The organism is Lysinibacillus sp. RS10, assembly GCF_041956855.1.
GTDB classification, from domain to species: Bacteria; Bacillota; Bacilli; order Bacillales_A; family Planococcaceae; genus Lysinibacillus; species Lysinibacillus xylanilyticus_A.
Window position 1 is genome coordinate 2,292,521 of record NZ_CP167122.1, and the last position, 12,868, is coordinate 2,305,388.

Below are 12,868 nucleotides of genomic sequence, written 5' to 3' on the forward strand. Positions count from 1 at the left end.
GATATCCAGGCGTTTTTCATCTTTATAAATGAAATGCTTCCTTAATATTCAAAGCAACTTCTTCTGCACTTTGGTTTGTGTTGTTGATCTTGAGATAGTTTGGATAATTTATTTCGCCTTCTAAGGAATTTAATCTGTATTTTTCCATCGAGCTTTTCAAGTCTTTTTCAGACCATTCAATATCTCTTTTTGAAGGTTTATGCTCAAGTCGATTACCGCTTTTATTTCGTTCCAATCTTTCTGCTACATCAGCTTCAAGCTCTACAAAGTAGACAGTTCCGCCTCTAGACTCAAAAAGCTTAGCGAGATTGTCCACATAGTCCCAATCCTCCTGCATATCAAAAGCCCATACATAAGTGAAAATTAACCCATATAAATTACTTTTTGATACCTCTTCAAATATTTGCTGACGAAACAAATTTACTAATCTTTTTCCTTCAGTCGTACTATAACTAAAAAAATGACTAACTAAATCTATCGTCATATGGTTATGAAAAAGTTTCAAATCTGTTATTTTAGCTAATTCTTGTCCAACAGTCATTTTCCCCACTGCTTGCGGACCAAATAATAAAACAAGTTTCATAATCTCTCCCCTTTTTAATAATATATTAACATAATTTTAAAACTTTCCCGAAAAATGAAGAATTCTTCAGTTCACCAGCGAGAGTTGGTGGTGACATTCTGTTAAAACATATGTTATGGGGATATGTTGATTGGAGTGGAGACTGGGCGACTCCTTGGGCATTAGCGATAGAGGAACGAAGGCTAATAGCATCACGTCGTGTGATAACGCCTTCGTGACCAACATCGTGTAGGCCCGAGACCCTGGAGCGAGCATGTAGAGGAACGAAGGCTAAAAGCATCACGTCGTGTGATAACGCCTTTGTGACCAACATCCATTTGGCCAAAGCGGCTCATCGGACGCCCCCAGGAAGCTTTGTTCTGTGCGAAAGCGAAGCGTCAGCAACAAATGTTTTATCTGTGCGAAAGCGAAGCGTCAGCAACAAAGCGCCCAGTCGGAACGGAAATCAACCCTACGTTGTGAATTTATTGTCTTTCCCATAGCCACTGCTCAAAAACAGTCCATATCGATTAAAAATAGTAATTTATTGATAAAGTGTTGAAACTATAGTCGGAATCGTGTTTAATAAAATTGATTTATATTTTATACATAATATTCCTGAAAAATATGAAAAAGGAGAGACGGATTTTTTGCGCGCTTTTAAAATTAGTACAAAATTCAATTTACTTTTAGTGGGAGTCATCATATTTTTAAGCATGATGATTGGAATTGTTTCTTATATGCAAGTGAAACAAATTATGCGTAACAATTTCGAGCAGAGTATAACACATATTTCGAAGGTTAGTTATATGTTACTAGAGGAACGATTTAAGGGAGATTGGGCTATAAAAGACGGGGAACTATACAAAGGGAATACGAAAATAGTTGACCAGGAGACCTTTGTTGATGAAGTAGGAGAAAGCATCGAAGGTGGTGTAACTATTTTCCAAGGTACGAAAGGGCTTATTACCAATTTACAGCTAAATGGGGAACGTTTAGTTGGTAAAGAGGCAGATCCAAATGTCGTTGAAAATGTGATGAATAAAGGGGAAACTTTCATAGGTGAAGCCGATGTAGTAGGAACAAAATACTTAACACTCTATGCACCAATTAAAGATGCAAATGGAGACATTATTGGGATGTGGTTTGTCGGTGAACCTATAGATGAGATGAATGCTATTATTTTTGCATTTATTGGCAAGTTACTCATCGTATTATTCATAGGAGCTATTATTGCTGTATCAGGTAGTTTTCTTTTCACAAGAGCATTTGTCAAACCACTTCGTGAAATGAATGATCAACTACGAGACATTGCGGATGGCGAGGGAGATTTAACAAAACAGCTACAAATTAATTCAAAGGATGAAGCGGGTGAACTTGCGCAATCCTTTAATAAAATGCTGACAACCTTAAAAGTATTAATGCAACAAATAGCACAATCTTCTCAACAGGTTGATTTATCGTCTGATGGTTTAACCTCTAAATCGCAGCAAACGGCGGATATGACGAGACAGCTAACATCAACCTTACAAGATTTAGCGGATGGTTCAAGAACAACGCTACATAGCACAGGTGACAGTTTAACTGCTATGCAGGAAATGGCGATTGGCATCCAACAAGTTGCTGAAACCGCTTCAACCGTTTCAGATGCCGCTGATTTAATGAGTGATGAAGCAGCTCAAGGAAATGATTCTTTGAATCGTGTCATGACACAAATGACAATCATTCATGAATCATCTGACAATGTAGAGGCGCAGGTCCGTATATTAGGGGATCAGTCACAGCAAATAGGCAATATCGTTGATGTGATTACAAGTATCGCCGATCAAACGAATTTACTTGCATTAAACGCTGCTATAGAAGCGGCTCGTGCTGGTGAACAAGGAAAAGGCTTTGCTGTCGTTGCAAATGAGGTGCGTAAATTAGCAGAACAATCAAAGGAATCTGCAGATCAAATAGCATCACTTATTTATTCCATTCAACATAATACGGCGAATGTTATTACGGCCATTTCGAGTAACTCGAAGGAAACAGCAGCAGGTAGGAATATTGTTGATGAGACAAAGCAGGTCTTCCACAAGATCATGCAGTCGATTAAGGGAGTTAGTACACAGTTACATGAGGTCTCTACTGTAACAGAGCAAATGTCCGCGGGAGTTGAAGAAGTAACTGCCTCAACAGAAGCAATGGCACGCATTGCAAGCAAGGCAACTGAAAATACGGAGCATGTTACGTTAACAGCGAAGGAGCAATTAGCTTTCATAGATAATATGGCTTCTTCGGCCAAAGAGATGGCACAACAAGCACACGAGCTTCAAGGCTTGTTGAAGAAATTCCAATATTAAAAATGTCTAAAAAACGCTTGGATATCCAGGCGTTTTTTAGATTTAAGATGCGTAGTAGGATAAGGAGGGATATTTATTTGCTAACTGTCATTTGTTTTTTTCACAAAGGTTCCCATAAAACGAACATACCAGTAAAATAGAGTAGGTTAGGGGGATTTTATTTTGAAAGATCAACGCTTTAAAATTGCGCATCGAGAGGCGCTTATCGGCATCGGGCTTGTTATCGTCAACTTTGCCATTTGGTTTGGCTTTGCTTACGGACTAGGCTCTGGTGATCCGACAAACTATACGTATGTATTCGGTTTCCCAGCATGGTTTTTCTATAGCTGTATTGCAGGGACAGGTTTTATGATTATTTTAATCTGGGTCGTCTTGAAACTCTTTTTCAAAGAGGTACCATTTGACGATGAGGAGGTGGATCAATAATGCACTGGCAAGTTATTTTTCCACTGTTATTATTTTTAGTCATCATCTTTGGTATTGGTATCTGGTCAAATAAGCATATACGCTCTTCCAATTCATTTTTACAGGAATACTTCCTCGGTGGTCGTGAAATGGGAGGCTTTATCCTTGCTATGACCATGATTGCTACGTACGGAAGTGCAAGTAGCTTTATTGGTGGTCCAGGTGTTGCTTACACGAAGGGGCTTGGCTGGGTATTGTTGGCGATGGCGCAGCTTCCTGCAGGTTACTTTGTATTAATGATTTTAGGGAAGAAATTTGCTATTATCGCAAGACGTTATCAAGCTATCACATTAATTGATTTTTTACGAGAACGCTATAAAAGCCATGTCATTGTTATCCTATCAGCCATTAGTATTATCGTCTTTTTATTTTCTGCGATGATGGCACAATGGGTAGGTGGTGCTCGTCTAATCGAATCATTAACGGGCTTAAACTACACAACTGCACTCTTTATTTTTGCCATTTCCGTATTAGTTTATGTTATCATTGGGGGCTTCCGCGCTGTTGCATTAACAGATACAGTACAAGGCTCGATTATGGTCATCGGAACGATCATTTTATTAATTGGGACAATCATCGCGGGTGGGGGAATCGATAATATTATGGCCTCACTTGTTGCGGAAAACCCAAATCTTGTGTCTCCTTTTGGAGCTGAAGGTGAATTAACGCCATTATACGTTTCTACTTTTTGGATTTTAATAGGGGTTGGCGTTGTAGGCCTCCCGCAAATTGCAGTTCGTGCCATGAGCTATAAAGATTCAAAAAGTATGCATTTAGCCATTATCATTGGCACTATTGCCATAGGGACAATTATGTTTGGGATGCACTTAATTGGTGTTTTTGCGCGACCAGTTTTACCGGGTATAGAAATTGGTGATAAAGTTATGCCACTGCTGACATTGGAGGTTTTACCGCCGTTTTTAGCGGGCATTGTCTTAGCAGCACCGATGGCAGCTACAATGTCTACCGTCAACGCGCTACTGATGCTTGTAAGCTCCACTGTAGTAAAAGATATTTACTTAAATTATATAAAGCCAACAGCAAACGACTCTGAAATTAAGCGTGCAAGCTTTATTGTCACAACAGTTATCGGTTTAGCCGTCGTCCTTTTTGCACTGAATCCACCAGATTTATTAGTATGGCTGAATTTATTTGCTTTCGGTGGACTTGAGGCTGTCTTTATTTGGTCCGTTGTATTAGGACTATACTGGAAAAAGGCCAATAAATATGGTGCTATTGCGTCGATGATTTCAGGTATGACCTTATATATTATTATTGATCGTTTTTACCCATCCGTCTTTGGTATGCATACCGTAACAATTCCAATTGTCGCATCTTTATTCATATTTGTTTTAGTTAGCTTATTAACTAGTCATAAATTTAAAGATGAAAAATTATTTATCTAACTAAGAAAACGTCGTAGAGATAGAATATCTACGGCGTTTTATATTGGAGATGGATAGAACCTTCGAAATGATGGATAGAACGTCCAAAGTCGTGGATAGAACCTCTGAAATGACGGATAGACCCTGGAGCGACGGAAAGAATCTCCGAAGTGACGGAAAGAGCCACTGAAGCGACGGATGAAACTTCTCAAGTGACGGAAAGAACCATTGAAGCGACGGATAGAACCTCCAAAGTCGTGGATAGAACCTTCGAAATGATGGATAGAACGTCCAAAGTCGTGGATAGAACCTCTGAAATGACGGATAGACCCTGGAGCGACGGAAAGAATCTCCGAAGTGACGGAAAGAATCACTGAAGCGACGGATGAAACTTCTCAAGTGACGGAAAGAACCATTGAAGCGACGGATAGAACCTGGAGCGACGGAAAGAATCTCCGAAGTGACGGAAAGAACCACTGAAGCGACGGATGAAACCTCTCAAGTGACGGAAAGAACCATTGAAGCGACGGATAGAACCTCCAAAGTCGTGGATAGAACCTTCGAAATGAAGGGTAGAACGCCCCGAAAGTTTGTCGACAAGCAAAAACGCCGTAGATAATATATCTACAGCGTTTTTTTAATGAACTATTATGTAATCATAAGCATTTTTAGTTAGCAATGTAATCGTTACGATAATAAACAGCACACGTACAAAGCCGCTCCCTTTTTTTATCGCTACGCGCGAGCCTACCATTGCGCCACCAATTTGAGCTACCCCCATCAATAATCCATAAGCATAATGAATGTGCCCTAAGTAGGCGAACATCAAAAGACCCGCAACATTACTTGCTAAATTTAAAAACTTCGCATTTCCCGCCGCTTTTAAAAAATCAAACCCGATGAGTAAAAAGCTAAAAATTAAAAAAGAGCCAGTTCCAGGACCGAGAAACCCATCATAAAATCCAATGCTAAATAACAACAGCATAAATAACAGTAAATGAGTACGTGATAAATGTTTAACTGCAGATACAGAGCCCCAATCTTTTTTAAAGATTGTATAGATTGCAACAGCAGCAAGCATGATGAGCATGAGTGGTTTTAATAATTCAGGATTGATTAAATGAACTGTCCATGCCCCAAGTAGCGATCCGACAAAAGCGAGTGGAAAGTATTTAAGAACGGGACGGATTTCTAGTTGTCCAGAACGATAAAAGGAAATAGTTGATGTTAAAGCGCCCATTGTACCGGCAAGTTTATTGGTCGCCACGGCTGCAGCCGGATTTAAACCAGCAAACATGAGGGCAGGCAAGGCAATTAAGCCACCTCCTCCAACAACTGCGTCTACAAATGCGGCTAGAAATCCGAAAGATATTAATAAGATTACTAAATTTAAATCTAATTCAAATGCCATGTTTGCACCTCTATATTTAGTTACTACTGAAATAGTAACTAAATTTCAAGTGGCTGTAAAGACTTTTTCGTCAGTAAATGATCTACAAAATTTAGCTTCTTGTAAACTGATTGAGGGTATTATTATTTTAAAAACGATACTATTAAATTAAGTCTAGACTGTATTTGTAACTAAGTTGAATTAAAGAGATTTCCATCACTTGAAGTAAAGGGAAAAGAGGATAGGGATAGAGTTAAAAAGGCATATATTGCGAAGTAGCCTTTGAATAAAAGGAAGAATAAAAAATATGGAGTGAAATTAGATTTCGCTCCATACTTTATATAAAAATAATAGTGTTGGTACTGCCATAAAGAGTGATAGTTTTGGCTAATTAAAAAATACTTGCAACTTTAACAGCCTTTTCAAGTCCTGTTGCAATAATTTCTTCCGCTTTATCAGGGAATTGATTGTGACCTTCAATCACTATTTTCTCTAGATATTTTACACCGAAAAAGTTCATCATGCTTGCTACATATTTAACAGCCATTTCTAACTCGGCTTTTGGTCCTTCAGAATAGACACCGCCACTTGCGTTTAATAATGCAATTTTCTTATCTCCAATTAGACCTACTGGACCGTCTGGTGTATATTTAAATGTTTTGCCCGCGCGGTTTAAATAATCAATATAAGTGTGTAATACAGCTGGAATTGTTAAGTTCCATAATGGGAAACCAAACACAACTTTATCAGCTGCAAGGAATTGATCTAAATATTTATCAGCAACAGCAACAGCTTTTGCTTCTTCTACTGTTAAATCTAATCCTCTATTAGCCTTGAATGTACCGTTAATCATATCTACTCCTACATATGGCAATTCTTCATTGTATAAATCAAGTTCTACCATTGTATCATTTGGATGTGATTCTTTATAGCTTGCTAAAAATGTTTCATATAATTTCACACTCACCGCTTGGTCTGCGGGACGATTGTTCGCCTTTACAAATAAAACTGTTGTCATTTTCTTTTCCTCCTGGTGCTAACTCTTATGTTGTTTTAAATAGGGAACCATATATCTTTACAATTTCTTTGTGAAACTATACTCCATGTCTCCACCTAGAGCTTCAGCAGTATCACCAGTTTCTCTGAAGTCATGTGTATGAATTTTCTCAAACGGACCAAAATTTACTTGCTTATAAAATTCAAAACAAGGGAATCCGTCATGTTCACCGTGAATATCGACAGTACCATCTTTTTTGACATGTACAGTTAATAGATAATCAACGGGAGGTGCATATACATTTAATGGGTTGCTGGCACTAGCACTCATTTGAAATTTGACGTCATCTGATCCCCATATAATATCAGTGCACAAAATACCGTCAGTACTAGCTTTTCCAGTTTTTTTAATAGCGGATCCATCGGGAGTTATAATTCTTTCCGTTGTTATGCCTGTATTTGCATATGTGAATATGTCTTTTTTATAAAAATCTACAACCGCTTCTTGTTCAATTCTGGAACGCATAGCGTTTACAGCATATGGTGTAAATTCACGTGAGTCACCTTCAAATTGAACCACGTTTCCTGTTTGAGTATCCTTCTTAGGTTCAGTCCAAGACATTGGAATAAATACACTTGCTCTAACTTTAACGATAGTATTCATGGAAACCTCCATAATTTATTTGATTAATTTACTAAATTTGTTTGGGTGTATCCTATTTCTATTGTAATCGAATTATAGTCAACTTGATTGACTACATTGTATATAGTACAATGTGTTTCAAATAAAGTCAACCTAATTGACTTTATTTGAGGAGGGTTTAAGTATGAATCATGAAGGATTTAATGAGTTGGATCTTACATCACTTTTATCATTATCCTTTAGCACATCAATTAATGAACTGCATGACAGATTGAGTGTATTGGGATTTGAGGATATTAGACCTGTACATGGCTTTATGTTTAAAAGCATCATTCCCAATGGAGCTACAGGTATAGAAATAGCCGAATATTTAGGCATTACAAAGCAAGCTGTGAGCAAAATGGTGGATTATCTTGAGCAACGTGATTATGTAATGCGCAAAGCTCATCCCACTGATAAGAGAGGGAAAATTATTGTTTTGACCGAACGAGGTTGGTTAGTAGTTAATGCAAAAAAGAAGATACTAGATGAGATTGAGCAACAGTGGATTAAAAAAATAGGTGTGGAACGACTACAAATGCTCAAAGAAGATTTAAGTAAATTAGTTTATGAAATAAATGAAGGTGAATTACCAACGAAAATAAGACCTGTCTGGTAATTATTATAGAGCTTATTACAGGAACTATTTGTACACCCAAAAATAAGCGTTTTTTTCAAAATCTGGACGCAATTGCGCCAAAGCGAAATTGATATAGGTTGATTGGTGTGGAGACTGGGTGACTTCTTAGGGATCAGCGATAGAGGAACGAAGGCTAAGAGCATCACATCCCGTGATAATGCTTTCTTGACCTACATTGTGTAGGCCCAAGTGGCTCATCGGACGCCCCTATGAAAACGCCCAGTGGGAATGGAAATCAACCACACGTTATGGTGAGGAGCCCGAAATATAGTTATGGAGGAATTGGATGGATGCATTAATCGCCCAATTAAAAGAACTGGGATTTACAGAATATGAAGCAAAGGCCTATACAGCACTCGTACAAAATAGTCATGTAAGTGCCTATCAAGTGAGCAAAAACTCAGGTATTCCACGGGCTAGAATATATGACATACTTGGTGTACTTGTTGAAAAAGGGCTAGTACTGAAAGAAGAAACGACAGATCAAACGACTTACTCTTCCATTCCTGTCGCTGTGTTTTTACAGCAAATTCAGCAACGTTGGCAATCGAGTTTTACGTCGATTAGTGCTCAATTAGAAAAATTAGAAACGAAAGAGCAAGAAGTGGAACATAAGGTTGTCATGCTAAAAGGGAAACAGGCAATCGTCAATTACTGTCAATCATTAATCAAAAAAGCGAAAAAAAAGGTTATTTTATCGATGTGGGAAGATATGTACGATTCGTTACGGGAAGACATTCATCAGGTGGCAAAGCATATTCCTGTTCATGGGATTACCTTGTATGTGGAGGATAATGAAGCTTCCATTGACCAACACCGTATTACTCAATATACGAGGAAAGCTTCCACGACCCATTGGTTTATCTTATCTGTAGATGGTCAGGAAATGATTTATGGCCATTCACCGTCCAATCAAGAAACGGCTTTTATTACAAATGATCCTGTTCATATTTATTTATTAGAGGATTATATATGGCATGACGTCCTTGTCAATCGTTTGTTAAAGCGTGATGATAAGGGGCTTGAGGAATGGATTACAAAAGAACGTAAAGCCTTTTTCTTAGAGTAAATAAATTGTATTTAAAAAAGAATCTGTAAGACATCTGAGATATTTGTTTAGATGGTGCGCAGATTCTTTTATTTTTATGTAAAATATGGCTAATCACCAAAAGTTGTGGATGACATTTGTAGCTTTGAAATAAAGTTTGATCAAAAAAATCCCACAAAACAGCATTTTACAATAAATATAAAGAATCCAGTTTGAAAAAAGATTGATCATTTCGTAATGGTGTCGCACCAACAATCGCGCCCGATTGCTTAACAAGCACTTTACATTCTCATCTTGGAAATTAATTTCCATATTAGAAGACTTCAAAAAAATACTACAAAAAGGGTAGCGCCAGAAAAATACAGACTTACAACGTTTAGAAATATACACGATTTTATACACACTAAACGGTAAGCCCTAAACGTGTAAATATTGATGTATCCAGTGTTTGCGCTTCTTGTATAAAAAGCAGTATAAATAATGTTCATAGGAACAGCCACGAAATGTTGATTTAACAACATTCGTGACTTTTTGATGTATTTCCAAACTTCCATTTGGGAACGTTTATTAGGTTTATTTTGTATGTGCTTGTTACACTAAAGCTCCACGTTAATTAAAGAAGGGCGAAGTTATTAAAATTAGTTTTTTTCTGAGGTCATCCTTATAAGAAAAAAAGAAATCGCTAAAGAAATGAATCCCATAATAAAGACTTTTATCCAAGATATTTCTATATTGAAGGGCGACATTTCCTCCATATTAAAAGTGTATAAGGACCACCATTCATCCCCTGAGGAAAGAAAAATAGAAACAAACAACAAAATCCCAAATATCATAACAGCATTTACAAGACAAAGGATTATATCTCTCAAATTTATTCCCCCCAATTCTGACAGTTTACTTTGAATTCATTTTATCATTGCTCTTCAACTAAATTGCGCGTTAGTTGAAGTATAACCGTCTCAAAGCGTCCTTAGGGAACATAACAATCATTAGCAGCCAAAATAACCCCCTCATTCAATTGAATGGGGGGGTATTCCCTAACTTTCATTTGGTAACGTTGTTAACGTTTACTAGTGTATAAAAATTATTAATCTTGAGATAGGTGTTACCAATCGAGTTAACCAAAAGGACTTTTTAACATATGTCTTCGTTGAAGAAGTATCAGTTTAATGAAATGATTTAACTACTTTTTAACATTTATTACTTTGTATCCAACAAATATGATTAAAAACCAAACTGGTGCGACATATAGGGCAACACGCATTTCTGGAATAAACGCCATTAACACAATAACCATTAATAAGAATGCAATGGCAATATACGTAGAAAGTGGATAAAGCGGAATTTTGAATTTCAGTTCGGCTACTTCCTCTTTCGTTTTTGACTTTCTAAATTTCAATTGTGCTAATAAAATAATCATCCAGCTTGTAATGACTGCAACAGTCGCAACAGCAGAAATATAGATGAACACTTTTTCAGGTACTACATAATTTAAGACAACCGCAATTAATAACACCGCTGAAGAAAATAATATCCCTCTACGCGGACTACCGTTTTTACTTACTGTTTTAAAATATTTTGGAGCGTTTTTTTGTACAGATAAGTTGTGTAGCATACGTCCTGAACCGTATAAACCACTATTAAACGCAGACATTGCTGCTGTAATTACAACAAAGTTAATAATGTGAGCCGCAGCAGGGATGCCGACGTAATCGAAAATTTGAACGAACGGGCTACCTTCTGAACCAACTTCGTTCCAAGGATAAATAACCATCATAACGCCTAATGCACCAATGTAGAAAATTAATATACGCCAAACGATGTTGTTAATAGCTGAAGGAATTGACTTGCTAGGATTTTTTGCTTCTCCTGCAGAAATACCAACTAATTCAACTCCACCGAATGAGAACATAACTAATACTAGTGACATTAAAATACCATGGAAACCGTTTGGCATGAAGCCACCGTGTGCCCATAAATTATCGAAGCCAATTGCTTCACCGTGGTTGCCAACACCGAAGAAAATAATGGCTAATCCTAGAACGATCATACCGATAATCGCAACAACTTTAATCATCGCAAACCAGAATTCGAATTCTCCGTAAGCTTTTACATTTGCTAAGTTTACAAGCGTCATAATAACAAGTACTACAAGGGCAGTTACCCATTGTGGAATATCAGGGAACCAGTAGTTAATGTATACACCGACTACTGTTAATTCTGCCATGCCAACGACAATCCACATGAACCAATACGTCCAACCAGATAAGAACCCAGCAAAGCGTCCTAAATATTTATTCGCGTATGTACTGAACGAGCCTGATACAGGTTCCTCCACTGCCATTTCGCCTAATGCACGCATAATTGTGAAAATAACTAATCCGCCAATTAAATAAGCTAGTAAAATAGATGGCCCAGCCATTTGAATCGTTGAACTAGAACCATAAAATAAACCGACCCCAATGGATCCGCCAAGTGCAATTAATTGCATGTGACGAGTACTTAATCCGCGCTTTAGCTGTGAATCTTGATGATTGTCTTTCATAATGTCTTACTCCTAATACGTTTAGATTTTCAAATACTTTGCTCAAAAAAGGAATAAAAAAACGCCCTTTTGGATTAACCAAAAGGACGATTCAACTCGTGTTACCACCTTTAATTTATAAGCAATTCACATTACTTACCTCAAGAAGTACGGTCATTTGACGATACTCTCGCACATGATTACGGGTGCTTACCGGCGTAGCCTACTTAGAATGATCTTTTCGGTACACAGCTCCAAGATGAATTCTCAATCGTTTTACATGCACCTCTCATCAACCGGTAACTTTCTGTTCGTAAAAATAATTGATACTATTTCTTTTCATAGCCTTTGTTCTATACAAATATTTTTGAATTGTTTTTTATTTTACAGAAAAAAATTATTTTGTCAATAAAAATTTCTTCATAACCCGCTTAAATTACATATGACATTTTACAATATAAATACAACTCACCACTTAAATATAAAAGCTAAAGGAAATATTTCAACAAATGTTAGTAAAGTTCTTTTAAAAATCTTATTCCACAATCTGGTCCGATTGTGGAATAAGAAAAGATTCTGCATATCAACACAGGATCTTTAATCAATCTTTTTTATAAAACTACAACATTTATAAAGACGTATGTTTTGTATATAAGTCGGAACCTCAACCACACGTTATGGTAATGAGCCTAAAATATAATAAATAAAAATAATTATGGCTGTTGCATGAAAGCGGGGATAAATAGTGAAGAAAATTATCATTTTATTCATGTTGACCTTAACTATCTTAGGAGCATGTAATACTTCCGCATTAAGTATTAGTGAAATTGC

General features: G+C 37.1%; 12 protein-coding genes and 1 other annotated feature. Of the genes, 5 read left to right on the forward strand and 7 right to left on the reverse strand.

Going from position 1 to position 12,868, the window contains the following annotated elements:
- Positions 1-22: 22 nt before the first annotated feature.
- A complete protein-coding gene (locus ACB089_RS11765; RefSeq protein ID WP_374966563.1) occupies positions 23-583 on the reverse strand; it encodes an AAA family ATPase in 561 nt (186 codons plus the stop codon).
- A gap of 629 nt (positions 584-1,212) precedes the next feature.
- On the opposite strand from ACB089_RS11765, the gene ACB089_RS11770 reads away from it, so the two are divergent.
- The 3 genes from ACB089_RS11770 (at position 1,213) to panF (ending at position 4,778) form a co-directional block, all read left to right on the forward strand.
- On the forward strand, positions 1,213-2,907 hold the full coding sequence (locus ACB089_RS11770; protein WP_374966564.1) for a methyl-accepting chemotaxis protein: 1,695 nt from the start codon (positions 1,213-1,215) through the stop codon (positions 2,905-2,907).
- Between the two features lie 162 nt (positions 2,908-3,069).
- Positions 3,070-3,333 carry a YhdT family protein gene (locus ACB089_RS11775; RefSeq protein ID WP_368634886.1) on the forward strand — a complete coding sequence of 88 codons (264 nt, stop codon included), beginning with the start codon at positions 3,070-3,072 and terminating at the stop codon, positions 3,331-3,333.
- Positions 3,333-4,778, forward strand: a complete 1,446-nt coding sequence (gene panF, locus ACB089_RS11780) for a sodium/pantothenate symporter (protein WP_374966565.1) — start codon at positions 3,333-3,335, stop codon at positions 4,776-4,778. Before ACB089_RS11775 ends, panF begins: the two co-directional genes overlap by 1 nt.
- Positions 4,779-4,816: 38 nt before the next feature.
- On the opposite strand, the gene ACB089_RS11785 is transcribed toward panF, so the two are convergent.
- The 5 genes from ACB089_RS11785 to ACB089_RS11805 form a co-directional block, all read right to left on the reverse strand.
- A complete protein-coding gene (locus ACB089_RS11785; RefSeq protein ID WP_374966566.1) occupies positions 4,817-5,131 on the reverse strand; it encodes a hypothetical protein in 315 nt (104 codons plus the stop codon).
- A complete protein-coding gene (locus ACB089_RS11790) occupies positions 5,128-5,361 on the reverse strand; it encodes a hypothetical protein (RefSeq protein ID WP_374966567.1) in 234 nt (77 codons plus the stop codon). The genes ACB089_RS11785 and ACB089_RS11790 overlap by 4 nt, the downstream gene beginning before the upstream one ends.
- 33 nt (positions 5,362-5,394) lie before the next feature.
- Positions 5,395-6,168, reverse strand: a complete 774-nt coding sequence (locus ACB089_RS11795) for a sulfite exporter TauE/SafE family protein (protein WP_374966568.1) — start codon at positions 6,166-6,168, stop codon at positions 5,395-5,397.
- Between the two features lie 370 nt (positions 6,169-6,538).
- A complete protein-coding gene (locus ACB089_RS11800) occupies positions 6,539-7,165 on the reverse strand; it encodes an FMN-dependent NADH-azoreductase (protein WP_374966569.1) in 627 nt (208 codons plus the stop codon).
- A gap of 57 nt (positions 7,166-7,222) precedes the next feature.
- Positions 7,223-7,807, reverse strand: a complete 585-nt coding sequence (locus tag ACB089_RS11805; protein ID WP_374966570.1) for a DUF3238 domain-containing protein — start codon at positions 7,805-7,807, stop codon at positions 7,223-7,225.
- A gap of 163 nt (positions 7,808-7,970) precedes the next feature.
- On the opposite strand from ACB089_RS11805, the gene ACB089_RS11810 reads away from it, so the two are divergent.
- Entirely contained in the window at positions 7,971-8,444 is a 474-nt protein-coding gene (locus ACB089_RS11810; RefSeq protein ID WP_068984326.1) for a MarR family winged helix-turn-helix transcriptional regulator, read from the forward strand.
- Positions 8,445-8,751: 307 nt separating this feature from the next.
- Complete coding sequence (locus tag ACB089_RS11815; protein ID WP_374966571.1) at positions 8,752-9,534, forward strand: TrmB family transcriptional regulator; 783 nt, start codon at positions 8,752-8,754, stop codon at positions 9,532-9,534.
- A 1,162-nt stretch (positions 9,535-10,696) separates the two neighbouring features.
- Here the strand turns inward: ACB089_RS11815 and ACB089_RS11820 are convergent.
- A complete protein-coding gene (locus ACB089_RS11820) occupies positions 10,697-12,058 on the reverse strand; it encodes an amino acid permease (protein ID WP_374966572.1) in 1,362 nt (453 codons plus the stop codon).
- Positions 12,059-12,137: 79 nt separating this feature from the next.
- Positions 12,138-12,389 (reverse strand) — a binding site (T-box leader).
- Between the last annotated feature and the right edge of the window lie 479 nt (positions 12,390-12,868).

Excerpts from the sequence above, each read along its gene's own strand:
- ACB089_RS11765 (WP_374966563.1), bottom strand. The coding sequence starts at position 583 with ATGAAACTTGTTTTATTATTTGGTCCGCAAGCAGTGGGGAAAATGACT.
- panF (WP_374966565.1), top strand. The coding sequence starts at position 3,333 with ATGCACTGGCAAGTTATTTTTCCACTGTTATTATTTTTAGTCATCATC.
- ACB089_RS11795 (WP_374966568.1), bottom strand. The coding sequence starts at position 6,168 with ATGGCATTTGAATTAGATTTAAATTTAGTAATCTTATTAATATCTTTC.
- ACB089_RS11800 (WP_374966569.1), bottom strand. The coding sequence starts at position 7,165 with ATGACAACAGTTTTATTTGTAAAGGCGAACAATCGTCCCGCAGACCAA.
- ACB089_RS11805 (WP_374966570.1), bottom strand. The coding sequence starts at position 7,807 with ATGAATACTATCGTTAAAGTTAGAGCAAGTGTATTTATTCCAATGTCT.
- ACB089_RS11810 (WP_068984326.1), top strand. The coding sequence starts at position 7,971 with ATGAATCATGAAGGATTTAATGAGTTGGATCTTACATCACTTTTATCA.
- ACB089_RS11815 (WP_374966571.1), top strand. The coding sequence starts at position 8,752 with ATGGATGCATTAATCGCCCAATTAAAAGAACTGGGATTTACAGAATAT.
- ACB089_RS11820 (WP_374966572.1), bottom strand. The coding sequence starts at position 12,058 with ATGAAAGACAATCATCAAGATTCACAGCTAAAGCGCGGATTAAGTACT.